This window comes from Streptomyces canarius, from assembly GCF_014650735.1.
Taxonomy (GTDB): Bacteria; Actinomycetota; Actinomycetes; order Streptomycetales; family Streptomycetaceae; genus Streptomyces; species Streptomyces olivaceoviridis.
In genome coordinates, this window is the sequence record NZ_BMVN01000003.1 from 146,617 (window position 1) to 172,461 (window position 25,845).

Sequence of the window (25,845 nt, forward strand, 5' to 3'; positions counted from 1 at the left end):
CGGCCCGGTCCGCAGGCCCCGCCGGCCCACGCCACCGCTACAGCGCCCGCACCTCGTACGCGGCCACCCGCACCGACGCGTCGTCCAGGCACTCCCCGGTGACCAGGTCGAAGCGCTGCTTCAGCAGCGGGGACGCCACGAACGGGCGGCCCTGGTGGGTGCCGGTCAGGCCGCGGGAGAGGACGGCCGCGCCGGTGAAGGGGTCGCGGTTGTCGACGGCGTACAGCCGGTCCGCGCGGTCGCGGAAGAGGGCCACCTGGCGGCCGTCCGGCAGCAGGGCCGCCACTCCGCGGCCCGGGACCAGCAGGCTCAGGTCGCAGACCGTGAACCAGCCGTCAGCCAGCTGGAGCTGGACCTTCAGGTCGGTCGTCTCAACTGCCAGGGTCATCGCTGGGCGCTTCCTTCCAGGACGTCGTCGGCGGGCCGCAGGCCGATGTTCAGCAGCGGCAGGTCGGGCTTGATCTGGTCGCGCTCGGGGACGAAGGAGACGACCGGGTCCGGGGTGTCCGGGGCGTTCACGAAGGACACGAACCGGGCCAGCTTCTCGGGGTCGTTGACGGTCTCCGCCCACTCGTCGCGGTAGTGCGCGACGTGCGCCCGCATCAGCTTCTCCAACTCGTCGCAGATGCCGAGCGCGTCGTGCACCACCACGTCCCGTACGTGCTCCAGGCCCCCCGGGATGCGCTCCAGCCAGGTGCTGGTGCGCTCCAGACGGTCGGCCGTACGGATGTAGAACATGAGGAACCGGTCGATCAGCCGGATCAGTTCGGCGTCGGACAGGTCCTGGGCCAGCAGGTCGGCGTGGCGCGGGGTGGCGCCGCCGTTGCCGCCGACGTACAGGTTCCAGCCGTTGGACGTGGCGATCACCCCGAAGTCCTTGGACTGGGCCTCCGCGCACTCGCGGGCGCACCCGGACACCGCCGACTTCAGCTTGTGCGGGGACCTGAGGCCCCGGTAGCGCAGTTCCAGGTCGATCGCCATCCGGACCGAGTCCTGCACGCCGTAGCGGCACCAGGTGGAGCCCACGCAGGACTTCACCGTGCGCAGCGACTTGCCGTAGGCGTGGCCGGACTCGAAGCCGGCGTCCACCAGCCGGGCCCAGATCAGCGGAAGCTGCTCGACACGGGCGCCGAACATGTCGATCCGCTGACCGCCGGTGATCTTCGTGTAGAGGCCGAAGTCCCGGGCGATCTCGCCGATCACGATCAGTTTCTCGGGCGCGATCTCCCCGCCGGGGATGCGCGGCACCACCGAGTACGAGCCGTTCTTCTGGAGATTGGCGAGGAAGTGGTCGTTGGTGTCCTGGAGCGCGGCCTGCTCGCCCTCCAGGACGTAGCCGCTGGCGCCGATCGCCGGGGCGAGGGAGGCGATGATCGAGCCGACGGCCGGCTTGCACACCTCGCAGCCGTCCCCGCCCCGGGCGCCCTCGCGGCCGTGGCGGTCCAGCAGTTCCCGGTACGACGTGACGCGCAGGGCCAGGACGATCTCGTACAGCTCCTCGCGGGTCTGGGAGAAGCAGCCGCACAGGCCCTTGTCGACCTCGACGCCGGACGCCTCCAGCTCGGCGTCGACCAGCCGGCCCAGCACCTTCACGCAACTGCCGCAGCCGGTACCGGCCTTGGTGCACTTCTTGACCTCGGGCACGGTGGTGCACCGGTGCTCGGTGACCGCACCGCGGATCGTGCCCTTGCTGACGTTGTGGCAGGAGCAGATGATCGCCTCGTCCGGCAGCGCGGACGGGCCGAGCGGGGCCCCCGAGCCCGCTGTGGCGGGCAGGACGAGCGACTCGGGGGAGACGGGCGGCACCGAGCCGGTGAGCGCGCGCAGGGTGCCGTACGCCTCCGCGTCGCCGACCAGGATGCCGCCGAGCAGCGTGCCGTCCGCGCCGATGACCAGCTTCTTGTACAGGCCCGCGCGGGAGTCGGAGTAGACGACGTCCAGGCAGTTCTCGGTGGTGCCGTGCGCGTCGCCGAAGGAGGCCACGTCCACACCGAGCAGCTTGAGCTTGGTGGACAGGTCGGCGCCGGTGAAGGAGGCCTCGTCGGCCGCGATGGTCGCGGCGGCCGTCTCCGCCTGCTCGTAGCCCGGTGCGACCAGGCCGTAGACCCGGCCGTCGGCGGCCAGCGCGCACTCGCCGATCGCGAACACGTGCGGGTCGCGCACGGTCCGGCACCGCTCGTCCACCGCGATGCCGCCGCGCTCGCCGACCGTGAGACCCGCGTCGCGGGCCAGCTGGTCGCGGGGGCGGACGCCGGCGCTGAACACCACCATGTCGGTGGCGAGTTCGGAGCCGTCGGACAGCCTCATGCCGGTGACGGCACCGGAGTCGTCCGTCACGATCTCCTGGGTGCCCACACCGGTGTGGACGGTCAGGCCCATGTCCCGGATGGTCCGCAGCAGGGCCGCGCCACCGCCGTCGTCCACCTGCACCGGCATCAGGCGCGGCGCGAACTCCACGATGTGCGCGTCGAGTCCGAGCCCCTTGAGCGCCCCGGCGGCCTCCAGGCCGAGCAGACCGCCGCCGACCACGGCACCCGTCGTCGCCCGGGTCCTCGCGTACTCCTCGATCGCCAGCAGGTCCTCGATGGTCCGGTACACGAAGCAGCCCGTGGCGTCCTTGTTCGGCACCGGCGGCACGAACGGGTAGGAGCCGGTGGCCAGGACCAGGACGTCGTAGTCCACGACCAGACCCGAGCGGGCGGTCACGGTGCGCGCCTCGCGGTCGATCGTCTCCGCCGGGTCGCCGAGGTGCAGCTCGATGCCGTGGTCCTCGATGAACCCCCTGTCGGTCAGGGAGAGGTCCTCGGGCGTCCTGCCGGAGAAGTACGAGGTGAGCTGGACGCGGTCGTAGGCCGGGCGCGGTTCCTCGCACAGCACGACCACGCGGTGCGTGGCGGTCAGGCCGCGCTCGGCGAGCGCTTCGAGGAAGCGCTGGCCGACCATGCCGTGGCCGACGAGCACGATCGTGGGGGTGGCCCCCGGGGTGGCGGTCATTCAGGAGCCTCCATCGTTGGTGAGCAGGTGGAGCAGGGGGCCGTCGTCGGGGAGCGGCTCCGCTGTCTCCCAGGCGCGGGCGAGCGCGCCGACGGTGCCGAGTTCGCCGACGAGGACCCCGCCGACCAGGCGGTCGTCGCGGACGACGACCTTGCGGTAGGTGCCGCGGGTGGCGTCGGCGATCCGCACGACGTCGTCGCCCGCGCGCGGCTCGGTCTCGCCGAACGCGGCGAGGTCGAAGGGGGAGTCGGGACCGGTGAGGGTCAGCCGGGTCAGCGAGCGGGTGCCGGTGTAGCGGGCACGGGCGTCGCCCGCCAGCAGCTCGGCGAGCGCGTCGGCCTGTTCCAGGGCCGGGGCGGCCAGGCCGTAGACCGTGCCGTCGTGCTGGGCGCAGTCGCCGATGGCGTGGATGTGCGGGTCGGAGGTGCGCAGCTCGTCGTCCACGAGGACGCCCTTGTGGACGGCGAGGCCCGCCTGCTCGGCGAGACCCGTGCGGGGCCGCACCCCGCAGGCGAGGACCACGAGGTCGGCGTCGAGCGCGTACCCGTCGGCCATCTCCACCGAGCGGACCGCGCCGGCGACGAGGGCCACGTCCCGCACCCGGCACTCGGTGTGCACCTCGACGCCCAGCTCGGTCAGGTGCCGCAGCACCAGCCGGGAGGCATCCGGGTCGAGCTGGCGCTCCATGAGCCGCTCGGCCTGCTGCGCGAGCACCACCTGGGCGCCGCGCACGGCGAGCGCGCGGGCCGCGGAGACGCCGAGCAGCCCGCCGCCGATGACGACCGCCCGCACCCCGGGCCGCACGGCCTTGCCGAGGCCCAGGCAGTCGTCCATGGTGCGGAACGCGTGGACGCCCTCGGGGAGCTGGCGGTCGGGGCTGAACAGGCCGCGCAGCGGCGGCAGCACCGGGTTGGAGCCGGTGGCCAGCACCAGGGCGTCGTATCCGATCGACGTGCCGTCGGCGCAGGCGAGGGTCCGGGCGGCCCGGTCGATGCCGGTGACCCGGGTGCGCAGCAGGCCGGCGGGCGGCGGGAGGGCGATCACCTCCGGGGCGTACCGGCCGGCCAGGACCTCGGCCAGCAGCACCCGGTTGTACGGCGCGTGCTCCTCCTCGCCGACGAGCAGCGCGGGCGTGCCCAGCTCGCCGAGCCGCCGGGCGAGCCGTACGCCCGCGAGGCCGGCGCCGATCACCACCACACGCGTATTCGAGGTCATGTCCCGAGCGTGCGGCCCCGACGTTACCCGGCGGCATCACGTCTGTTTCCCGGGAGGAACGCTGCCCTCAGCGGGGCGGCGCCCTGGATGTGAGGGGCCCGGCGGTCGCGAAGGCGCGGTCAGCGGGTGCGCAGCAGGTCCACCAGGCCGGTGGTGTCCTCCGTGGCGTGGCCCGCCGCCACGCGGTCGCGCATCAGGTCCAGGAACGGGGTGAGCAGTTCCGCGCTCACGCCCTGTTCCGCGGCCGTGCGCAGCAGCGTCCCGCTGCCGGCGACCTGCATGGCCAGGTGGGAGACGACCCCGGTGGTGTAGTCACCGGACGTCAGCCGGCCGGCCGTCTCCTCGGCCGTGCCGGCCATCGCGTTCAGCCAGGGCACGAGCAGCGCGGCGAAGTCCCCGGGCGCCACCCGCGTCCCGCGCAGCAGCGCGAACGCGTGGGTGATCCCGGCGAACATGCCGTACATCCCGCTCAGCAGCGCCACGTCGTGCAGCGCGGCGAGACCGGGGTCGGCACCGACGTACTCGGTGCCGGCCGGGACGGCGAGGGTCTCGTGGTGCTCCTCGAACAGCTCCGGGTCGCCGCTGTAGAGGACGAAGGCGCCGGGCGCGCCGATCATCGGTGGTACGGCCATGATCCCGCCGTCCAGGAACCGGGCGCCCCGCTTCCGGGCCCAGGCGGCGCGCTCCCGGGCGTCGGCGGGGGTGCCGGTGGTGAGGTTCACCAGGTCCCGGCCGGCCGGCTCGGCGGCGTCCAGGGCGGCGCCCACCGAGGCGTCGTCCAGCAGACAGATCACGACGAGCCGGTTCGCGGCCACCGCCTCGGCCGCGCTCCCCGCCGCCACCGCGCCCTCGGCGGTCAGCGCGGCCGTCCGCCCGGGCGTGCGGTTCCACACGGTCAGCGGATGCCCGGCGGCGAGCCAGGCCCGCCCGAGCGCGGTGCCCATCGCGCCGGTGCCGAGCAGGGTCAGCGGAGTGGGGGGCACGGAGGAGAGGGATGTGTCGGTCATGGCGACTAGGCTCGCCCGTGGAGCCGCCGCGCAGAAGTACGTACTTCCAAGTGGGTGGTTACCAGCGGGAAAGCATGCGGGCCGGAAGGGGGAGGACCATGCCGGTGGGACGGCGGCCGGGGGCGTACCTGTGCGGGACCGACGCGGCGATGGACATCATCGACGGCAAGTGGAAGGTGTCGATCCTGTGGGTGCCGGGCGAACGCGGCACATGCCGCTTCGGTGAGCTGCGCCGGCGGCTGCCCGGCGTCACGGAGAAGGTGCTCGCCGCGCAGCTGCGCGAACTGGAGGCCGACGGGGTCGTGCACCGCGAGGAGTACGACGAGGTGCCGCCCCGCGTCGAGTACACGCTCACCCGGAGCGGCCTCCAGCTGAACGAGGCGCTGGAGCCGCTCGGCAGCTGGGGCAGGAGACACGTTCTGGGCGGGGCACCGGCACCGCGCTGAGCCGTTTGGGCCCGAAGCCTTCAGCGGCTGCCCGTCAGGTGGGCGAACACCACCACGTTGCCCTGGTAGCCGGTGGTCCTGGAGTAGCCCCCGCCGCAGGTGATGACGCGGAGTTCGGGGCGGGGGGCCGCGCCGTACACCTTGTCGTCGGGGAAGTCGTGGGCCGAGTACACCTCCACCGCGTCCACGGTGAACACGGCCACGGTGCCGTCCCGGCGGTCCACCTCGACGCGGGCGCCCCGCTTGAGCGCGCCGAGGTCGTAGAAGACGGCGGGGCCCTCGGTGTTGTCGACATGGCCGGCGACGATCGCGGTGCCCGTCTCGCCGGGGGTGGTGCCGGCCTCGTACCAGCCGGCGAGGTTCTTCTCCTTGGCGGGCGGCGCGTCCAGGCTGCCGGAGCGGGTGAGGGCCAGGCCCATGAGGGGCGCGTCCACCCGGATCGCGGGGATGCGGATGCGCAGCGGCGGGGACGGCGCGAGTCCGGGCGCCGCGACCCGCGCACCGCCCGGGTCGGGGCGGCCCTCGGCGGCGGACGGCTGCGGTGGGGCGTGTGGGCCGGTGCCGCCGCCCAGCAGCCACACGCCCGAGCCGAGGGCCACCACGGTGACGGCGGCTATGGCGGTGTCGCCGAGCCGGGCGGTCCCGGCGCTCCGAGCGGTCCTGCGCTTCCCGGCGCCCTCGCGCATGCCAATCCCCTCTCCCGGGGGCGGACCCCGAAGACCCCTTCCCCCTCCGGGCCGCGAGGGGCGTCGGACCCGGAGGGGGCGGGATGTGCGGTACCGGCGGACGGACAGCGGAGGGTGTCCGTCAGATCCCGTCGCCTCTCGCCCGGCGATGCAGGAGCCAGGTACCGCCCGCGGCGGCGACGGCCAGTGCCGTCACACCCGCCGCGGTCTGTACGGGGTCGGGGCCGAGTCCGCCGCCGACCCCCGTCTTCACGCTTCCCCGCGGCAGCACCTGCTGGTGCACCGCGCTCAACGCCACCACCAGGTCGCCCGCCACCTGCCGGTCGCCCTCGGCACACCGGGCGACGATCTCGTACGTCCCCGGCTGCGCGCCCGGCGGCACCCGGAACTGTCCGATCGCCTCACCCTCGTGCGCGGTGGGCGCCAGCATGAACGTTCCGGCACCGAGCGCGCCCGCGTCCCCGGTCGCGGCCCCCGTGTCCCCGCACGCGGCCGTGTTCACCGTGACCTGGCCACCGGGTGCCACGGTCGCCGGGTACAGGTCCAGACGGCCGGTTCCGGCCGCGTGGGCGGGTGCCGCGGCGGCCACGGCGAGCGCGGTACCGGCCAGCAGACGGGCAGTGCGTCGCATGGTGCTCCCCAGGGCTTGTCCGACTCGTCCAGGGGTGCGCCCCTGCCCTACCGAGGTAAGTCGCAGTCGCGGGGATCCGCTTCCCGAGGCGGCGCCGGGAATGCGGTGAACGGGTGGCGCGCAAGGCCCCCCACACGGCCTAGCCGGAGGGTGTTCCGGCAGGTCAGGGCCGTGTGAGGGGCCGGGTGCGAAGAGCACACGATTGGCCCCCACCCGCCGGCCGCACCCCGTGGCCGACAGCCGGGGCCGTCGGCGGCAGGGGCGGCCGGCCGGGGAGGCCGCGCCGGTTCAGCCGACGTTGACCGCGCTCCAGGCGGCGGCCACCGCGTTGTACTCGGTGCTGCCCGCGCCGTAGAGGTCCTTGGCCGCGTTGAGGGTGGCCGTGCGGGCGCCCGCGTAGTTCGTCGAGGAGGTCATGTAGACCGTCAGCGCCCGGTACCAGATCTTGCCGACCTTGTCCCGGCCGATGCCGGTGACCGTCGAGCCGTTGTACGTCGGCGAGTCGTAGGCGACGCCGTTGACGGTCTTGGCGCCGCTGCCCTCGGCGAGCAGGTAGGCGAAGTGGTTGGCGACGCCCGAGGAGTAGTGGACGTCCAGGTTCCCGACCGACGAACTCCAGTAGTCGGCCGAACTCCCGTCCTTGGACGGCTTGTCCATGAAGCGCAGCGCCGCCTTGCCGAAGCCGGGCTTCACGATCTTCTCGCCGATGAGGTAGTCACCGGTGTCGGAGGAGTTGTTCGCGTACCACTCCACCATCGTGCCGAGGATGTCGGAGGTGGCCTCGTTCAGCCCGCCCGACTCGCCCGAGTAGGTCAGCGCGGCGGTCTTGGACGTCACGCCGTGGGTCATCTCGTGCCCGGCGACGTCGAGGGCGACCAGCGGCCCGAAGGTGGTGCCGTCACCGTCGCCGTACGTCATGCAGAAGCAACTGTCGTCCCAGAAGGCGTTGTTGTAGTTGCTGCCGTAGTGGACGCGGTTGTACGAGCCCTTGCCGTCGCCCGCGATGCCGTTGCGGCCGTGGATGTTCTTGTAGTAGTCCCAGGTCTCGTTGGTGCCGTACTGGGCGTCGACGGCGGCCGAGGCGCGGTCCGCGGTGGTGCCCGAGCCCCAGTGGTTGTCGGCGTCCGTGAACAGGGTCGCGGGGGCCCGGCTGAAGCAGATGCCGAAGATGCACAGGTCGGTCTTGCCCTCGGCGTCACCGGTGTAGGTGTTGCCCCGCGTCGGGTCCTTGAGCTGGTACGACGTCCCCGACTGTGTCGTCTCCAGCGCGACCGTGCCGCTGTAGAGGGCCGTGCCGTCGCCGGTGGCCGTCTCGATGCTGTCCCAGGCGTCGATCTGCGCGCCGGTGCGCGCGTCGGTCAGCACGGTCCGGGCGACGGGGTTGCCGAGCGAGTCCAGGCCGACCGCGTCGGTGCGCCAGGCCAGCTTCGGGCTGCCGTGCAGGGCGTCGACCACCAGCACCGGCTTGGCCTTGGCCTGCTTCAGCGTCGTGCCGCGGTTGGCCGCGCGCAGGGCGCTCACCGCGAGACCGGCGGCCTTGGGGCCGGAGACCCGCGGGGTGACGGAGGGCACGGAGACCGCCTGCCGGGTGGCCCGGTCGGCGCCGCGGTAGGCCCCGTCGGGGGCGAGGTGGACGACGAAGTCGCCGCCCAGGACCGGGATCTGACGGTAGGTGCGGTCGTAGCGGACGTGCTGGGTGCCGTCCTTGTCCACGACCACGTCCCGGACGCTGGTGTCCTGCGGAGCGGTGAGGCCCAGGGTCGTCGCGTGGGCCAGGAGGGCCGACGCCGCGTTCTCGATCGCGGTGGCCCGGGTGGGTCTGGCGTCGGCGTGGGCGGCGGGGGAGAGGCTGACGGCCAGCAGGGTCGCGGTGGTCAGGGCGACACCGGCGGTGGCTGTGCGGCGGGTTCCTCGGATGTGCTGCCGTATCCGGCTCATCTGTCTCCTCGGGGAGGCGCCAGGCTGGGAGTGGGGATGGCGCTGACCTGTCACCGAGATTTAAGAGGGCATGACATGTCATGTCCATAGCGCGTCCATGGATCTTCGGGGAGATGTGTGGGGAGCCGGCGAGGGTCCAGAATCGTTTCCGTGATCGCCGAGGACCCCCGCCCCCTGCCCTTCTTCGTCTACGGCACGCTCCGCCCCGGCGAGGCCAACCACGACCTCTTCCTGCGCGGACGCACCCTCGCCGAGGAACCGGCCCGCCTCAGCGGCGCCGTGCTGTACGACGGCCCCGGCTACCCCTACGCCGTGGAGGAGCCCGGCGGCACCGTGCGCGGGGAACTGGTCACCGCCCGGCCCGAGGCGTACGAGGAGCTGCTGGCCGCCCTGGACCGGCTGGAGGAGTACGTGCCGGGCGACCCGCGCAACCTCTACGAACGCCTCGCCCGGGACGCCGTACGCACCGCCGGCGGCACCGTCCGGGCCTGGGTCTACCTGGCCGCCCCGCGCGTCGCCGCCGGGCTGCGCGCCACCGGCACCCGCATCGCGGACGGCGACTGGCTCTCCCGCCGCTGAGTCAGGACAGCAGGGTGACCCCCTCGGGCACCTCGATGCCGAACTCCTCCTCCACCACGCGCCGCGCCTCCGCCTCCCCGGCCAGCGTGCGCCCGGTCACCGTGCCGTCGGCGCGCGTCTCGGTGAAGAGGGCGCCGTCCAGGGAGAGATGGCGATCGGCGGTGGTGCGCTGGAGGTAGGGACGGCGGGTGAACGGGGACCGGGGGTGGGTGCCGACGAACCAGTTGAACACCTCCAGGTCGGGCGCGGCGAACGGCTCCTGGGTGAACGCGTACTGCCCGGTCCACGCCCCTTCGCCCGGACCGCCCCGAGGGTCGCGGACCTGCAACTCCCACAGCTCCAGCGGCCCGTCGTGCGGCAGCCGCACCAGCCGGTGCCGACGGCCGGCGCCCTCGAACTCGGTGCCGGTCACCAGCGGCACCGGCAGCAGCAGCGCGCCCGGCGCGCCGAAGCCGACGTCCGCCAGGTACGGCAGCGGCTCGCCCGCCACCTCGACCCGGAGCATCGCGTGCGTCCGCGGCCGGCTCTCCGGCGTCCGCGCACCCACCACGACCCGTGCGGCCAGCTGGGCCACCCGGAAACCGAGCGCCTCCAGCGCCAGCCGGAGCAGGATGTCGTGCTCGTAGCAGTAGCCGCCGCGCCGGCCGTGGATCATCTTGGCCATCAGGTCGGCGGGCGCGAGGGAGGGAGCCGTGCCCCGCACCGGGTCCAGGTTCTCGAAGGGCAGCGACAGCGCGTGCGCCAGGTGCACCCCGCGCAGGGTGGCCAGGTCGGCCCGCCGCTCGCCCTTGAAGCCGATGCGGTCGAGATAGGCGTCGAGGTCGTACGGCTCGCTCGGTTCGGTCAGGTCGGTGTCGGACATACCCCGAACCTATGCGAGCCCCGCCGCCCGTGCCCCGTCCGGCGGACCGGACCTCACTGCTCCGCCGGACCCAGGACCTCCACCCGCACCGCGCAGGACTTGAACTCCGGCATCCGGGAGGTCGGGTCCAGGGCCGGGTTGGTGAGCGTGTTGGCGCGGCCCTCGCCCGGCCAGTGGAAGGGCATGAAGACGGTGTCCGGCCGGATGGCAGCGGTGATCCGCGCGGGCGCGACGGCCCGGCCGCGCCGGGACACCACCGCCACCGGATCACCGTCGGCCGCCCCCAGCCGGGCCGCGAGCCGCGGGTGCAGCTCCACGAACGGTCCGGGCGCCGCCGCGTTCAGCTCCGCCACGCGCCGGGTCTGCGCCCCCGACTGGTACTGCGACACCACCCGCCCGGTGGTCAGCAGCAGCGGGTACTCGGCATCCGGTTCCTCGGCCGTGGCCCGGTGCACCACGGGCACGAACCGGGCCCGGCCGTCCGGGGTGGCGAAACGGCCGAGGAAGAGGCGTGGGGTGCCGGGATGCACGCCGGCGGGGCCGGCGGCCGTCACGGGAGCGCCGGGCAGTGAGCGGACGTCGCCCGTGGGCGCGCCGAGGGGGGCGCCGGCCGCGGTGACCCCGGCTGCCGCCGTGCGGTGGGCCGGCCGGGTGTCGGCCAGGGTGCCGGGGTGCGGCCCCGGGCCGTCCGGCAGTGTGTCCGGGACCGCGTCCTCGCCGTCGGCCACACCGGTACCCCCCGTCTCGCCCGAACCCTCCGGGCACGGCCAGAAGACGCCGTTCTCCTCGGCCAGGCGGCGGTAGGTGATGCCGGAGTAGTCCGCCGGGCCGCCGGCGCTCGCGCGGCGGAGTTCCTCGAAGACCTCCTCCGGGTCGGCCGGGAAGCCCTTCTCCACCCCGAGACGGCCGGCCAGCTCATGCAGGACGTACAGGTCGCTGCGGACACCGGGCGGGGGAGCGACGGCCCGGCGGCGCAGCAGCACACGGCCCTCCAGGCTGGTCGTCGTGCCCGTCTCCTCCGCCCACTGGGTCACCGGCAGCACCACGTCCGCCAGCTCCGCCGTCTCCGAGAGGACGACGTCGGCCACCGCGAGGAAGTCCAGCGAGCGCAGACGCCGCTCGATGTGGGCCGCGCGCGGGGCGGACACCACCGGGTTGGAGCCCATCAGCAGCAGCGCCCGGACGTCCGTGCCGAGGGCGTCGAGGAGTTCGTAGGCGCTGCGCCCGGGGCCCGGCAGGCTGTCCGGGTCCACGCCCCACACCCCGGCCACGTGCCACCGTGCCGCCGGGTCGTCCAGCTTGCGGTAGCCGGGCAACTGGTCGGCCTTCTGCCCGTGTTCGCGTCCGCCCTGCCCGTTGCCCTGCCCGGTCAGACAGCCGTACCCGGAGAAGGGGCGGCCCGCACGGCCGGTCGCCAGGCACAGGTTGATCCAGGCGCCCACCGTGTCCGTGCCCTTGGACTGCTGCTCCGGGCCGCGCGCGGTGAGCACCATCGCCGCCTCCGGCTCGCAGAACATCCGCACCGCCGCGCGCAGTTGCGGCACCGGCACCCCGGTGATCCGCTCCACGTACTCCGGCCAGTGCGCCATCGCCGCGGCCCGGGCCTCCTCCCACCCGGTGGTCCGCTCCAGGATGTACTCCTCGTCCGTGCGTCCCTCGGCCACCACCAGGTGCAGCAGGCCCAGCGCGAGGGCGAGGTCGGTGCCGGGCCGGGGGGCGAGGTGCAGGTCCGCCTGCTCGGCGGTCCGGGTCCGGCGCGGGTCGACGACGATCAGCGTGCCGCCGTTCTCCCGCAGCTCCGTGAAGAACCGCAGCGACGGCGGCATGGTCTCGGCCGGGTTGGACCCGACGAGGATCACACACCCGGTCCCCGGGATGTCCTCCAGCGGGAACGGCAGCCCCCGGTCGAGACCGAACGCCTTCGTACCGGCCGCCGCCGCCGACGACATGCAGAACCGGCCGTTGTAGTCGATCTGCGAGGTGCCCAGCACCACCCGCGCGAACTTGCCGAGCGCGTACGCCTTCTCGTTGGTCAGCCCGCCCCCGCCGAACACCCCCAGCGCGTCGGCGCCGTACCGCTCCCGCGTCGCCCCGAGCCGCTCCGCGATCCGGTCCAGGGCCTCGGGCCAGCCCGCCTCCACCAGCCGGCCGCCGTCGCGCACCAGCGGCGCGGTCAGCCGCACCGCAGGCGACAGCACCTCGGCCGCCGTACGGCCCTTGCCGCACAGCGCGCCGCGGTTCACCGGGAAGTCCGCGCGCTCGGTGACCTCGACGCCCCCCTGGGGCAGGGGCGTGATGTTCATCCCGCACTGCAAGGCGCAGTACGGGCAGTGGGTGGGCGTCGAGGTGTTCTCCATGCCGCCCAGCGTGCGTCGTACGTGTTACGGCCCCGGGTCGCCCCCGGTTACACCCCCGGCACGGCGACCTCCCCGCCGGACCGGCGACGGCGTGAGGTCCCGGGGCGTCCCTACTGCCGGCTCAGGGAGCGGGTGACGCCCGCCGCGATCGTGGTGGCCGGCACCCAGCCGGTGGGGATCAGCAGGTACGACAGCCACTGGTACCCGCCGCGCGGCGCGAAGGCGTTCTCCTGGCCGAAGTCGATGATCGGCAGCAACAGGTCGAGGGCGTGGACGAGCGGGTTGAACTGCGGCGCCTCCGAGGGTTTGAGCGCCGGGGGATGGCGCAGGGCGAACGCGAGCGTGCCGGTGCACAGCAGCAACAGCAGCCATCCCGCGGCCCGCATCGGGCGGAAGCCGTAGCCGACGGCCGCGTCCTGGAGGCAGCCCCACAGCGGGCGTACGGCGGCAGGGTGCGGCGGTGGCGGCGGAGCCTGGCCGGCTGGACGGTGCGCGCGGCCTCGTCGTCGCCGACCGTGCGGTGGGCGGTGGCGCCGGGGCTGCGGTTGAAGCCGTTCATCTGCCAGCGCACCCGGGCGGCCACACCTCGGGCGGCACGTGCAACAGGCCGACCTGGGCACGACGAAGAGTGACGGACCCCTCTATGGGCGCGGCCTCCCGCAGCCACAGTTCGCCGATCACACTGCTGCCGGCGCGCAGCGCCTGCCCGCCCGGACGGGACAGGCGGGCCTGGGTGAGATTGAGCTGCCGGGGGATCCGGGCACCGCCCGGATTCACCCGGCCCCGGACGCGCGGCCGCATGCCGTGCAGGTCGGTGCCGACCGTCAGGACCTCGGCGTGCAGCGCGGTCTGCCCGGGGGCGTTCAGCTCCGCGTCGTCGAGGTTCACCTGGTTGCGGACGACCGCCCCGTTCACATGGACCCTGCCGTGCGCCACCAGACCCGGGGCCCAGACGTCCGTGCCCACCTCGGCGTGGTTGAGCTGGAGCACGGGCTCCTCGGGCACCTCGCCGGGCCTGCCGAGCCGTACACCGTTGGCGAAGAGCGCCCCGGACAGCCTCGCTCCCTGCAACCGCACCGGCCCCGTGAAGCGGCAGCAGGTGATCCGCACGACCCCGTCGGCACGCAGGTTCCCGGCCGTCAGCCCCGGCAGCGCCGAGTCGGTCAGGACCAGGGCGCCGACCTGCGCCCCGTACAGATCGGGCGCCTCGTCGAAGTGGCAGAAACGCAACCGGACGGGATGGCCGACCGTGCCGTACTCGAGGTCCAGCCGCCCGGTGATCCGCGCGCCCGTCACCGTCAGGCCGGCGATCCGCCCCTCCCGCACCGGCCCGTCCAGCAGCAGTTCTCGCAGCACCTCCGCCCGCAGGGTGCGCTCCGGTCCACACGAGCCGTCCCGCTCGGGATCCTCGTCGTCGCCCTGGCGGAAGTCGACCCCCTCGCCGAGCGGGAAGGCGTCCCGCACGCGGCACTCGGCGGGCGTCAGCTCGGTGATCCACATGCTCAGTCCCTCGTCCCCGCCAGTGCCCTGGCGACCCCCGGTTCCTTCCGCCCCAGGAACGTCGGATCCGGCTGGAAGACCGCGTCCAGCGCCGCCTTGCCCGCCGCGAACACCTCCCGCGTCCCGCCGTAGTACCAGGTCACGTCGTGCTTGTCGGCCACCCCGACCCCGTACGAGTCCACCCCCGCAGCCTCGCACAGGGCCACCGCCCGCCGGATGTGGAAGCCCTGGCTGATCAGCACCGCCCGGTCCACCCCGAAGATCTTCTTCGCCCGGACACAGGAGTCCCAGGTGTCGAACCCGGCGTAGTCGCTGACGATCCGCGCGTCCGGCACCCCGTGCCGGGTGAGGTAGGCACGCATGGCGTCGGGCTCGTCGTAGTCCTCCCGGCTGTTGTCCCCGGTGACCAGTACCACCTCGATCCGCCCCGCCCGGTACAGCGTGGCCGCCGCGTCCAGCCGGTGCGCGAGGTACGGCGACGGCTCCCCCTGCTTCCACAGCCCCGCCCCGAACACCACCGCGACCTCGGTGCGCGGTACGTCCGCCGTCGTGCGCAGCCGGTCCGCCGTGGACACGTACAGCCAGGCCGACGGCAGCAGTGCCAGCACGCACCCGGCCATCACGGCCTGCACCAGCCGCCGCTGCCCGGTTCGCGTGCGCGGCCATCGCGGTCGACGCATCCTCATACGGCCCCCCCAGTGATCGCTCCCGATCAGGGAGGACGCCGCCGGCGTCGTCCCGGTTCGCCTCACACCGTGCATCCGTACGCGGTGAACCCGCGGAAAATACCCGTGACGGCCGTGCAACGGGCACGCAACGTCTCCCGGTCAGGATCGTTTCCATGACGGCGTCCACCCCCCTTCGCACCAGCCGGCTCGGCTCCCCGCCCGGCCGCCGCCCGGCCCCGCCGGCCCTCGTGCTGGTCGCCCACGGCAGCCGGGACCCCCGGGCGCTCACCACCGTACGGGCCCTCATGGACCGGGTCCGCGCGCTGCGCCCCGGCCTCCCCGTCCACCTGGGCCACATCGAGCTGAACGAGCCCCTGCTCCCGGACACCCTCGCCGCCCTCGGTGACACCCCGGCCGTGCTGGTCCCGCTCCTCCTCGGCCGGGGCTACCACGTCAAGCAGGACATCCCCGGGATGGCGGCGGCCTCACCGGTCCGCGCACACATGGCCGCCCCGCTCGGCCCCCACCCCCTGCTCGCCGAGGCCCTGCACGCCCGCCTCCTGGAGGCCGGCTGGCCGGCGGCCATGGACGACACCGCCCGCCGCGAGAGCGCGGTCGTCCTCGCCGCGGCCGGTTCCCGCGACCCCGACTCGGCCACGGACACCCGCCACACGGCCCGCCTCCTCTCCGCCCGCCTGGGCGTCCCGGTGATCCCCGCCTACGCCTCGGCGGCGACCCCGACGGTTCCGACGGCGGTGCGCGCACTGGCGGCACGCGGCCGGCACCGGGTGGCGACGGCGTCGTACTTCACGGCCCCGGGCCGCTTCGCGACCCAGTGCGCGCAGGCGGCGCCGTGGATCGCTTCGGCACCCCTGGGCGCCCACGGGGCGATGGCGCGTCTGGTCCTGCACCGCTACGACCAGAGCCTGACGCAACGGTCCACGGCGGCTGCCTGAGGGCCACACCGCACCCGCCCCCGCCGGCGAAACCGAACACGGCGGGCGATTGGGCTTACTGTCGACCCATGGAAGGCACCGCACTCTCCACGGCATACGACCCGACGTCAGTCGAGCGCTGGGCCCCCGAACCCGACAAGCGCCCCGGCCGCACAGCCTTCCAGCGCGACCGCGCCCGCATCCTCCATTCCGCCGCCCTGCGGCGTCTCGCCGGCAAGACGCAGGTGGTGACGCCGGGCACCAGGAGCCAGGCATGGGACGCCAGCCCCCGGACACGGCTCACCCACTCCCTCGAATGCGCCCAGGTCGGCCGGGAACTGGGCGCCGCCCTCGGCTGCGACCCCGACCTGGTCGAGGCCGCCTGCCTCGCCCACGACCTCGGTCATCCCCCCTTCGGCCACAACGGCGAGACCGCCCTGAACGAGTTCGCCGACGACTGCGGCGGCTTCGAGGGCAACGCCCAGTCCCTCAGGCTCCTCACCCGCATCGAGCCCAAACGGTTCACCCCGGACGGCTCCGTCGGCCTGAACCTGACCCGCGCCGCCCTGGACGCCGCCACCAAGTACCCGTGGCAGCGCGGCACCCACCCCACCGACCCGGCGTCACCGAAGTTCGGCGTGTACGAGGACGACCGCCCGGTGTTCGACTGGGTCAGACGGCACGCCCCCGGCACCCGCACCTGCTTCGAGGCACAGGTCATGGACTGGTCGGACGACGTCGCCTACTCGGTGCACGACGTCGAGGACGGCCTGCACGCCGGCCACATCGACCCCGGCTGCCTGCGCGCCGGGCCGGAACGGCGGGCGGTGTTCGAGGTCGCCGTCGGCCGGTACGTCCCCGTGGACACCGACCCCGCCGAACTCGCCGCCGCCCTGGACCGCCTCCAGGACGAGGAGTGGTGGCCGCACGGCTACGACGGCACGGCGGTCGCCCAGGCCCGGCTGAAGGACGCCACCAGTCAGCTCATCGGCCGGTTCTGCCTGGCCGCCGAGGCCGCCACCCGCGCCGCGTGGGGCACCGGGCCGCTCACCCGCTACGACGCCGAACTCGTCGTACCCCGGGGGACCCGCATGGAGTGCGCGGTGCTCAAGGCGGTCGCGGACCGGTACGTGATGCAGCGCGCGGAGCAGGAGCGGCTCCGCGCCGACCAGCGGGTCATCGTCGCCGAGCTGGCCGAGGCGCTGACCGCCCGCGCGCCCGAGGGCCTGGACCCCCAGTTCCGGGCGCTGTTCGACGCGGCGGACGACGACAAGACGCGCAAGCGGGTGATCGTGGACCAGATCGCCTCCCTGACCGACGCCTCGGCGCTCTCCCTGCACGCGAGACTTACGGGGCATATGTGAGAGGAACATGACTCTCCGTGGCCTGATCGGGTCACACCCTCTTCCCGCATCACGCCGCGTGCGGGACGCTCGCATGTGGCGGCACCCTTATGAGGAGGCATCAAGTGGTCGACGCGGATCAGACATTCGTCATCGTGGGAGGCGGTCTCGCCGGTGCGAAGGCGGCCGAGACGCTCCGGGCGGAGGGTTTCACCGGCCGCGTGATACTGATCTGCGACGAACGCGACCACCCCTACGAGCGCCCGCCGCTGTCCAAGGGATATCTGCTCGGCAAGGAGGAGCGGGACAGCGTCTTCGTGCACGAACCCGCCTGGTACGCGCGCAACGACGTCGAGCTGCACCTCGGCCAGACCGTGGACCGGATCGACCGTGCGGCGAAGACGGTCCGCTTCGGTGACGACGGCACCATCGTCCGCTACGACAAGCTGCTGCTGGTCACCGGTGCCGAGCCGCGCCGCCTGGACATCCCCGGCACCGACCTGGCGGGCGTCCACCACCTGCGCCGCCTCGCGCACGCCGAGCGCCTCAAGGGCGTCCTGCACCACCTCGGCCGGGACAACGGGCACCTGGTGATCGCGGGCGCCGGCTGGATCGGCCTGGAGGTCGCGGCGGCGGCCCGGGGCTACGGCGCGGAGGTCACGGTGATCGAACCGGCGCCGACCCCGCTGCACGGTGTGCTCGGCCCCGAGCTGGGCAACGTCTTCGCCGAGCTGCACCGCGAGCACGGCGTCCGCTTCCACTTCGGTGTCCGGCTCACCGAGATCGTCGGCCAGGACGGCGTGGTCCTCGCGGCCCGCACGGACGACGGCGAGGAGCACCCGGCGCACGACGTCCTCGCGGCGATCGGCGCGGCACCCCGCGTCGCCCTCGCGGAGGCGGCCGGCCTGGAGATCGCCGACCGGGCGCACGGCGGCGGCATCGTCGTCGACGAACGGCTGCGCACGTCCGACCCCGACATCTACGCGGCCGGCGACGTGGCGTCCTTCCCGCTCGCCCTGTTCGACACCCGGCTGCGCGTCGAGCACTGGGCGAACGCGCTGAACGGCGGCCCGGCGGCGGCGCGCGCGATGCTCGGCGAGGAAGTGGTCTACGACCGTGTGCCGTACTTCTTCACCGACCAGTACGACCTGGGCATGGAGTACAGCGGATGGGCGCCGCCGGGGTCGTACGACGAGGTGGTGATCCGGGGCGACGCCGGCAAGCGCGAGTTCATCGCGTTCTGGGTGAAGGAGGGACGCGTGCTGGCCGGGATGAACGTGAACGTGTGGGATGTCACAGAGCCGATCCAGAAGCTCATCCGTTCCCGGGCCCAGGTGAACGTCGAGGCGCTCTCCGACCCGCACGTACCCCTCGACAGCCTCGCCCCCTGACCTCCGCGAGCACCGGGACTGTCACCGCGCCCCCGTAGAATTCACGCGTGGCAGGACGGATCAACGACGAGGACGTGAAGGCGGTACGGGACGCGGTCCCGATCGACGCCGTGGTCTCCGAGTACCTCCAGCTGCGCAACGCGGGCGGCGGCAACCTCAAGGGCCTGTGCCCGTTCCACGACGAGAAGTCGCCGTCCTTCCAGGTCAGCCCGAGCAAGGGTCTCTTCCACTGCTTCGGCTGCCAGGAGGGCGGCGACACCATCACCTTCGTGATGAAGGTGGACCACCTCTCCTTCTCGGAGGCGGTGGAGCGCCTCGCCGCGCAGGCCGGCATCACGCTGCGGTACGAGGAGGGCGGGTACAACCCGGCCCACCAGCGCGGTGAGCGCATCCGCCTGGTCGAGGCGCACAAGATCGCCGCCCAGTGGTACGCCGAGCAGCTCGCCACCAGCCCCGAGGCCGAGACCGGCCGGGTGTTCCTCGCCGAGCGCGGCTTCGACCAGGCCGCCGCCGTCCACTTCGGCGTCGGCTACAGCCCCCAGGGCTGGGACCACCTGACCCGCTACCTGCGCGGCAAGGGCTTCACCGACAAGGAGCTGATCCTCTCCGGGCTGTCCCAGGAGGGCCGCCGCGGCCCCATCGACCGGTTCCGGGGCCGGCTGATGTGGCCGATCCGGGACATCGGCGGCGACGTCGTCGGCTTCGGCGCCCGCAAGCTGTACGAGGCGGACAACGGCCCGAAGTACCTCAACACCCCCGACACGCCGATCTACCGCAAGAGCCAGGTGCTGTACGGCATCGACCTGGCGAAGAAGGAGATCGCGAAGAGCAGCCGCGCGGTGGTGGTCGAGGGCTACACCGACGTCATGGCCTGCCACCTCGCCGGCGTGCCGACGGCCATCGCGACCTGCGGTACGGCCTTCGGCGGCGACCACATCAAGATCCTGCGCCGGCTGCTGATGGACAACGGCTCGGCCCGGGTGATCTTCACCTTCGACGGCGACGCGGCCGGGCAGAAGGCCGCCCTGCGCGCCTTCGAGGACGACCAGAAGTTCGCCGCCGAGACGTACATCGCCATCGCACCGGACGGCATGGACCCGTGCGACCTGCGCCTCGCCAAGGGCGACGAGGCGGTGGCGGACCTCGTCGAACCGCGCACGCCCCTCTTCGAGTTCGCGCTCCGCCAGATCGTGAGCCGCTACGACCTGGACACCCCGGCGGGCCGCGCGGCGGCGCTGGACGAGGCCGCGCCGATCGTCGCCCGGATCAAGAACAGCGGTGCCCAGCACGAGGTCGCCGTCGAGCTGGCCGGGATGCTCGGCATCCTCGACACCCAGTTCGTGGTCCGCCGGGTGGCGCAGCTGGCCCGCTGGGCCCGCGACGGCAAGGGCCCCCAGCAGCAGGACCGGCGCCGCCCGGCCGACGACCAGTGGGCGCAGGCGCCCCGCCCCGCGAACTCCGGGCCCGCCCTGACCCTGCGCAACCCGGTCTTTGCCGCCGAACGCGAACTGCTCAAACTCGCCCTCCAGCGCCCCGAACTGGTCTCCCCGGCCTTCGACGCCTACGGCGTAGACGAGTTCACCGCCCCGCCGTACGCCGCCGTGCGCCAGGCCGTCGCGGAGGCGGGCGGCGCCGAGTACGGCGTGGCCGACCCGCAGGAGTACCTGGTCCGCGTCCGTGAGGCGGCGCCCGACGACACCGTGCGCGCGATGGTCACGGAGCTGGCCGTCGAGCCGATCCTGCGCCGCACGGTGGACGAGACGTACGCCGGCACGGTCCTCGTACAGATCCGCCGCCGCGCCGTGGAACGCCGCATCCGCGACATCCAGTCCCAGATGACCCGCCTGTCCAGCGCCGGCGACCCGGCCCAGCTGGCCGCCGTACAGAACGAGATGTGGATCCTCCAGCAGTACGACCAGGCGCTGCGCGAGCGGGGCGCGGAGGCGCTGTAGCGGGGGCTAGTTCTCTTCGCCGGGCTGCTCGGGCGGGGTGACGCCGAGGTGGTCGGTGACGGCCTGGAGTTGCTCCATCATCGCCACCTGACCGGAGACCAGGGCGCCGAGCAGCTTGCCGTGCTCCTGGAGGGTCTTGGTGTGTGCTTCCAGCGCTTTGCCGTGCGTTTCCAGCAGCTTGCCGTGCTCCAGCTGCGTATCCCGCAGGGTGCGGATCATCTCGACCTCGTCCACCCGTGCCTCCAGCGCCTCCAGACACCGCTGCAGCTCCTCGATCTCGCTCATGCCTTCCAACCTCCCCCGAGCCGGCCGGGCCCAGGACCCCGCAGTTGCCAATCGCATAGTCCAACGAGACGAGTAACCGGCCGGTGACGGACCGGACGCAAAAAGTCACGGCACGACCCTCGTGGCGGGGTTGTGTCGTACTCCACACTGGGGGCGGTGCCCGAGCCTCGGAGCGCACGCTGCCGCACACCTTCAGCAGCGATCATCCTGGAGGTCGCCCCCGTGCAGACCCAGACCCTCACCCAGACCGACAGCAGCACCAGCGCCACCGGCATCACCGCGGACGAGCCGGACGCGGAGGCGGACGTCCTCGCGGCCGTGCCCCCGCAGAGCCGTGCCGCCCTGCGGCCCGAGGCGGAGCCGCCCGCCGACGCGCTCGCGGACGAACCCGAGGAACCCGTCGAGGTCCCGGCCGTCGCCCGGATCGAATCCGGCGGCCCCTCCGCCGACCTGTTCCGCCAGTACCTGCGCGAGATCGGCCGCATCCCGCTGCTCACCGCCGCCGAGGAGGTGGAACTGGCCCGCCGGGTGGAGGCCGGCCTGTTCGCGGAGGAGAAGCTCGGCACCACCCCCGACCTGGACAGCGAACTCGCGCTGGACCTGGACCGGCTCGTCGTCATGGGCCGCGTGGCCAAGCGCCGGCTCATCGAGGCGAACCTGCGGCTCGTCGTCTCCGTGGCCAAGAGGTACGTCGGCCGCGGCCTGACCATGCTCGACCTCGTCCAGGAGGGCAACCTCGGGCTCATCCGGGCCGTGGAGAAGTTCGACTACGCGCGCGGCTACAAGTTCTCCACCTACGCCACCTGGTGGATCCGGCAGGCCATGTCCCGGGCGCTGGCCGACCAGGCCCGCACCATCCGGGTCCCGGTCCATGTCGTGGAGCTGATCAACCGGGTCGTGCGGGTCCAGCGGCGGATGCTCCAGGAGCGCGGCTACGAGCCGACGGCGGAGGAGGTCGGCGCCCATCTGGACCTGCCGCCCGAGCGGGTCGGCGAGGTGCTGCGGCTCGCCCAGGAGCCGGTGTCGCTGCACGCCCCGGTCGGCGAGGAGGACGACGTCGCCCTCGGCGACCTCATCGAGGACGGCGACGCGACGAGCCCCGTCGAGTCCGCCGCCTTCCTGCTGCTGCGCGAGCACCTGGAAGCGGTGCTGTCCACGCTGGGGGAGCGCGAGCGGAAGGTCGTCCAGCTCCGGTACGGCCTGGTCGACGGCCGCCCGCGCACCCTGGAGGAGATAGGCCGCATCTTCGGTGTGACCCGCGAACGGATACGGCAGATCGAGTCCAAGACGCTGAACAAGCTCCGGGACCACGCGTTCGCGGACCAGCTGAGGGGCTATCTGGACTGAGGGGCCGCCGCCGTGCGACGGCCCCCCGTGCCTAGTCCACCTCGGCCACCGCCTGCGCGAACTGGGCCTTGTACAGCCGGGCGTAGGCCCCGTCCGCCGCCAACAGCTCCTCGTGCGCGCCCTGTTCGACGATGGACCCGTTCTCCATCACGAGGATCGTGTCCGCGTCCCGGATGGTCGACAGCCGGTGCGCGATCACGAACGACGTACGGCCGGCCGCCAGCTTGGCCATCGCCTTCTGGATCAGCACCTCCGTGCGCGTGTCCACGGAACTCGTCGCCTCGTCCAGCACCAGGATCACCGGGTCGGACAGGAACGCCCGCGCGATGGTGATCAGCTGCTTCTCACCGGCGCTGACGCCCGTGCCCTCGTCGTCGATCACGGTGTCGTAGCCGTCGGGCAGGGTGCGGATGAAGCGGTCCGCGTGGGCCGCCCGGGCCGCCTCCTCGACCTCGCCGCGCGTGACCTCGCGCGAGGCGCCGTACGCGATGTTCTCCGCGATGGTGCCGCCGAACAGCCAGGTGTCCTGGAGCACCATGCCGATCCCGGACCGCAGTTCGTCCCGGGTCATCGTCCGGATGTCGACCCCGTCCAGGGTGATCCGGCCGCCGGAGACGTCGTAGAACCGCATCAGCAGGTTGACCAGCGTGGTCTTGCCCGCGCCGGTCGGGCCGACGATCGCCACCGTGTGCCCCGGCTCCACCGTGAGCGACAGGTCCTCGATCAGCGGCTTCTCGGGGTCGTACCGGAACGACACGTGCTCCAGGCGCACCCGCCCGCGCAGCTCCCCGGGCCGCTCGCCCGGCACCGGATCCGCCTCCTGCTCCTCCGCGTCCAGGAGTTCGAAGATCCGCTCGGCCGAGGCGACACCGGACTGCACCAGGTTCGCCATCGACGCGACCTGCGTCAGCGGCATCGAGAACTGCCGCGAGTACTGGATGAAGGCCTGCACATCACCGATGGAGAGCGCGCCGGACGCGACCCGCAGACCGCCGACGACCGCCACCAGCACATAGTTCAGGTTCGACACGAACATCATCAGCGGCTGCATCACACCGCTGTGGAACTGCGCCTTGAACGCGGCCTGGTACAGCGCCTCGTTCTGCTCGGCGAACTGCCGGGCCGACTCCTCCTGCCGCCCGAACACCTTCACCAGGGTGTGCCCGGTGTACATCTCCTCGATGTGCGCGTTCAGTTGGCCGGTGGTGCGCCACTGCTGCACGAAGTGCGGCTGCGAGCGCTTGCCGACCCGGGTGGCGACCACGAACGACAGCGGTACGGTGACGAGCGCCACCAGCGCCAGCAGCCAGGACACCCAGAACATCACCACGAGCACGCCGATGATGGTGAGCACCGAGTTGATCAGCTGCCCCATCGACTGCTGGAGCGTCTGCCCGACGTTATCGATGTCGTTGGTCGCCCGGGACAGCACCTCACCGCGCTGGCGCTTGTCGAAGTACGACAGCGGCAGCCGCGACAGCTTGGCCTGCACGTCCTCCCGCAGCCGATACATCGTGCGGTTCACGGCCCGGTTGACCAGCCGCGTCGCGACCGCCATCAGCAGGCCGGCGGCCAGGAACACACCGAGCGCGAGCAGCAGGACGTGCCCGACGGCGTCGAAGTCGATGCCCTTGCCGGGCGTGAAGTCGGTGCCCCCCAGCACGTCCGCGATCCCGCCCCGGCCGCGCTCGCGCAGGGAGTCGAGGACCTGCTCCTTGGTGGCGCCGGCCGGGAACTGCCGGCCGACGATGCCCGCGAACACCAGGTCGGTGGCCCGGCCGAGGATCTTCGGGCCGATGACGCTCAGGCTCACGCTGATGACCACGCACAGCAGCAGGCCGTAGATCGTGAGGCGTTCCGGTCTGAACTGGGCGACGAGCCGTTTGCCCGACCCCTTGAAGTCCATCGAGCGCTGGTCGGGGCCGCCCCCGGCCATCATGCGTCCCATGGGCCCGGCCATCAGGCGGCCTCCGCTTCCGTCAGCTGGGAGAGCACGATCTCCCGGTAGGTCTCGTTGGATGCCATCAGCTCGGCGTGCCGGCCGGAACCGACCACCCGGCCCTCGTCCAGCACGATGATCCGGTCCGCGTCCCGGATGGTCGCCACCCGCTGGGCGACGATCACGACGGTCGCCTCGGCGGTCTCCCGGCCGAGCGCGGCGCGCAGGGCCGCGTCCGTGGCGTAGTCGAGCGCGGAGAAGGAGTCGTCGAAGAGGTAGATCTCGGGGCGCTGCACCAGCGTGCGGGCGATGGCGAGCCGCTGCCGCTGGCCACCGGAGACGTTGGTGCCGCCTTGCGCGATCGGCGCGTCCAGGCCGCCGTCCAGCTTCCGCACGAAGTCCTTGGCCTGCGCCACCTCCAGCGCGTGCCACAGCTCCTCGTCGGTGGCGTCCGGATTGCCGTACCGCAGGTTGGTCGCGACGGTGCCCGCGAACAGGTACGGCTTCTGCGGCACGAGTCCGACCGTCCGGGCGAGCAGGTGCGGCTCGACCTCGCGCACGTCCACGCCGTCCACCAGGACCGCGCCCTCGGTGGCGTCGAACAGCCGGGGGACGAGACCCAGCAGGGTCGACTTGCCGCTGCCGGTGGAGCCGATCACGGCGGTCGTCTGCCCCGGCCGGGCCACCAGGTCGATGGACTTCAGCACCGGCTCCTCGGCACCCGGGTAGCGGAAGCCCGCACCCCGGATCTCCAGGTGCCCGTGCGCCCGCAGCTCGGTGACGGGGGCCGTCGGCGGTACGACGCTCGAATCGGTCCCCAGGACGTCCTGGATGCGCTCTGCGCACACCTCCGCGCGCGGCACCATCATGAACATGAAGGTGGCCATCATCACGGACATGACGATCTGCATCAGATAGGCGAGGAACGCGGTGAGGTCACCGATGGCCATCCCGCCGCTGTCGATCCGGTGGGCGCCGAACCACACGACCGCGATGGACGACAGGTTCACCACCGTCATGACGATCGGGAACATCAGGGCCAGCAGCCGGCCGGTGGCCAGCTGCATGTCGGTCAGCTCGCCGTTGGCCGTCCCGAACCGGCCCTGCTCGTACTCGTCCCGGACGAAGGCGCGGATCACCCGGTTGCCGCTGATCTGCTCGCGCAGCACGCGGTTCACCGTGTCCAGCCGGACCTGCATCGAGCGGAACAGCGGGCGCAGCCGGCGCACGATGAGCGTCACCGAGATGCCGAGCACCGGTACCACCGCGACCAGTACCCCGGACAGCGGAACGTCCAGACCGAGGGCCAGCACGATGCCGCCCACGCACATGATGGGCGCCGACACCATCAGGGTGAACGTCAGCAGGGCCAGCATCTGGACCTGCTGCACGTCGTTCGTCGTACGGGTGATGAGCGAGGGCGACCCGAAGTGACCCAGCTCACGCGCGGAGAAGGACTGGACCCGGTCGAAGACGGCGCCGCGCACATCCCTGCCGAGCGCGGAGGCGGTCCGGGCGCCGTAGTACACGGCACCGATGTTGCACACCACCTGCACCAGCGAGATGCCGATCATCAGGGCACCGAAGGACAGGATGTAACCGGTGTCACCCTTCACGACACCGTTGTCGATGATGTCCGCGTTCAGAGTGGGCAGGTAGAGGGTGGCGCAGGTTTGCAGGAACTGGAGCACCACCAGCAGGGCGATGGGTTTCTTGTAGGGCCTGAGATAGGTCCGCAGAAGTCGTATGAGCACGCTACGTCTCTCGGAG

General features: G+C 72.9%; 20 protein-coding genes and 1 pseudogene. 7 read left to right on the forward strand and 14 right to left on the reverse strand.

Annotated features, from left to right (window positions below):
- Window positions 1-37: 37 nt before the first annotated feature.
- From nirD to IE294_RS05345, 4 genes are all read right to left on the reverse strand, one after another.
- Window positions 38-388: a nitrite reductase small subunit NirD gene (nirD, locus tag IE294_RS05330; RefSeq protein ID WP_189813232.1), complete on the reverse strand. Its 351-nt coding sequence runs from the start codon at window positions 386-388 to the stop codon at window positions 38-40.
- The gene (nirB, locus tag IE294_RS05335; protein ID WP_189882757.1) at window positions 385-2,994 is read right to left on the reverse strand and encodes a nitrite reductase large subunit NirB; all 2,610 of its coding nucleotides are present in this window, start codon (window positions 2,992-2,994) and stop codon (window positions 385-387) included. Before nirB ends, nirD begins: the two co-directional genes overlap by 4 nt.
- Window positions 2,995-4,209 (reverse strand): NAD(P)/FAD-dependent oxidoreductase, encoded by a 1,215-nt coding sequence (locus IE294_RS05340; RefSeq protein ID WP_189882759.1) that lies wholly within the window; start codon window positions 4,207-4,209, stop codon window positions 2,995-2,997.
- A 119-nt stretch (window positions 4,210-4,328) separates the two neighbouring features.
- Window positions 4,329-5,216 carry an NAD(P)-dependent oxidoreductase gene (locus IE294_RS05345; protein WP_189882761.1) on the reverse strand — a complete coding sequence of 296 codons (888 nt, stop codon included), beginning with the start codon at window positions 5,214-5,216 and terminating at the stop codon, window positions 4,329-4,331.
- Window positions 5,217-5,314: 98 nt separating this feature from the next.
- Between IE294_RS05345 and IE294_RS05350 the strand changes: the two genes are divergently transcribed.
- Window positions 5,315-5,662, forward strand: coding sequence for a winged helix-turn-helix transcriptional regulator (locus IE294_RS05350; protein WP_189882763.1), 348 nt, complete (start codon window positions 5,315-5,317; stop codon window positions 5,660-5,662).
- 20 nt (window positions 5,663-5,682) lie between these two features.
- Here the strand turns inward: IE294_RS05350 and IE294_RS05355 are convergent, their stop codons facing one another.
- From IE294_RS05355 to IE294_RS05365, 3 genes are all read right to left on the reverse strand, one after another.
- A complete protein-coding gene (locus IE294_RS05355) occupies window positions 5,683-6,348 on the reverse strand; it encodes a class F sortase (protein WP_189882765.1) in 666 nt (221 codons plus the stop codon).
- Window positions 6,349-6,469: 121 nt separating this feature from the next.
- Window positions 6,470-6,979 (reverse strand): hypothetical protein, encoded by a 510-nt coding sequence (locus tag IE294_RS05360; RefSeq protein ID WP_189882767.1) that lies wholly within the window; start codon window positions 6,977-6,979, stop codon window positions 6,470-6,472.
- Window positions 6,980-7,267: 288 nt separating this feature from the next.
- A complete protein-coding gene (locus tag IE294_RS05365; protein ID WP_189882769.1) occupies window positions 7,268-8,917 on the reverse strand; it encodes a M4 family metallopeptidase in 1,650 nt (549 codons plus the stop codon).
- A gap of 150 nt (window positions 8,918-9,067) precedes the next feature.
- Here IE294_RS05365 and IE294_RS05370 point away from each other — a divergent pair, with 150 nt between their 5' ends.
- The gene (locus IE294_RS05370) at window positions 9,068-9,496 is read left to right on the forward strand and encodes a gamma-glutamylcyclotransferase family protein (RefSeq protein WP_189882771.1); all 429 of its coding nucleotides are present in this window, start codon (window positions 9,068-9,070) and stop codon (window positions 9,494-9,496) included.
- 1 nt (window position 9,497) lies between these two features.
- On the opposite strand, the gene IE294_RS05375 is transcribed toward IE294_RS05370, so the two are convergent.
- From IE294_RS05375 to IE294_RS05390, 4 genes and pseudogenes are all read right to left on the reverse strand, one after another.
- Complete coding sequence (locus IE294_RS05375) at window positions 9,498-10,358, reverse strand: arylamine N-acetyltransferase family protein (RefSeq protein ID WP_189882773.1); 861 nt, start codon at window positions 10,356-10,358, stop codon at window positions 9,498-9,500.
- A 53-nt stretch (window positions 10,359-10,411) separates the two neighbouring features.
- Window positions 10,412-12,715: a molybdopterin oxidoreductase family protein gene (locus tag IE294_RS05380; protein ID WP_189882775.1), complete on the reverse strand. Its 2,304-nt coding sequence runs from the start codon at window positions 12,713-12,715 to the stop codon at window positions 10,412-10,414.
- 110 nt (window positions 12,716-12,825) lie between these two features.
- A pseudogene (locus IE294_RS05385) lies at window positions 12,826-14,215 on the reverse strand (membrane-associated oxidoreductase).
- 2 nt (window positions 14,216-14,217) lie between these two features.
- Complete coding sequence (locus tag IE294_RS05390; RefSeq protein WP_189882777.1) at window positions 14,218-14,901, reverse strand: SanA/YdcF family protein; 684 nt, start codon at window positions 14,899-14,901, stop codon at window positions 14,218-14,220.
- A gap of 155 nt (window positions 14,902-15,056) precedes the next feature.
- On the opposite strand from IE294_RS05390, the gene IE294_RS05395 reads away from it, so the two are divergent.
- The 4 genes from IE294_RS05395 (at window position 15,057) to dnaG (ending at window position 20,504) form a co-directional block, all read left to right on the forward strand.
- Window positions 15,057-15,839 (forward strand): sirohydrochlorin chelatase, encoded by a 783-nt coding sequence (locus tag IE294_RS05395; protein WP_189882779.1) that lies wholly within the window; start codon window positions 15,057-15,059, stop codon window positions 15,837-15,839.
- A 68-nt stretch (window positions 15,840-15,907) separates the two neighbouring features.
- Window positions 15,908-17,182, forward strand: coding sequence for a deoxyguanosinetriphosphate triphosphohydrolase (locus tag IE294_RS05400; protein WP_189882781.1), 1,275 nt, complete (start codon window positions 15,908-15,910; stop codon window positions 17,180-17,182).
- 104 nt (window positions 17,183-17,286) lie between these two features.
- Window positions 17,287-18,552 (forward strand): NAD(P)/FAD-dependent oxidoreductase, encoded by a 1,266-nt coding sequence (locus IE294_RS05405; RefSeq protein ID WP_189882783.1) that lies wholly within the window; start codon window positions 17,287-17,289, stop codon window positions 18,550-18,552.
- 47 nt (window positions 18,553-18,599) lie between these two features.
- Window positions 18,600-20,504 (forward strand): DNA primase, encoded by a 1,905-nt coding sequence (dnaG, locus tag IE294_RS05410; RefSeq protein WP_189882785.1) that lies wholly within the window; start codon window positions 18,600-18,602, stop codon window positions 20,502-20,504.
- A gap of 6 nt (window positions 20,505-20,510) precedes the next feature.
- On the opposite strand, the gene IE294_RS05415 is transcribed toward dnaG, so the two are convergent.
- Window positions 20,511-20,789 (reverse strand): hypothetical protein, encoded by a 279-nt coding sequence (locus tag IE294_RS05415; protein WP_189882787.1) that lies wholly within the window; start codon window positions 20,787-20,789, stop codon window positions 20,511-20,513.
- Window positions 20,790-20,936: 147 nt separating this feature from the next.
- On the opposite strand from IE294_RS05415, the gene IE294_RS05420 reads away from it, so the two are divergent.
- Entirely contained in the window at window positions 20,937-22,136 is a 1,200-nt protein-coding gene (locus IE294_RS05420) for an RNA polymerase sigma factor (RefSeq protein WP_306433360.1), read from the forward strand.
- Between the two features lie 31 nt (window positions 22,137-22,167).
- On the opposite strand, the gene IE294_RS05425 is transcribed toward IE294_RS05420, so the two are convergent.
- Window positions 22,168-24,096, reverse strand: a complete 1,929-nt coding sequence (locus IE294_RS05425) for an ABC transporter ATP-binding protein (RefSeq protein ID WP_189882791.1) — start codon at window positions 24,094-24,096, stop codon at window positions 22,168-22,170.
- Window positions 24,096-25,829 carry an ABC transporter ATP-binding protein gene (locus IE294_RS05430; protein ID WP_189882793.1) on the reverse strand — a complete coding sequence of 578 codons (1,734 nt, stop codon included), beginning with the start codon at window positions 25,827-25,829 and terminating at the stop codon, window positions 24,096-24,098. The genes IE294_RS05425 and IE294_RS05430 overlap by 1 nt, the downstream gene beginning before the upstream one ends.
- Between the last annotated feature and the right edge of the window lie 16 nt (window positions 25,830-25,845).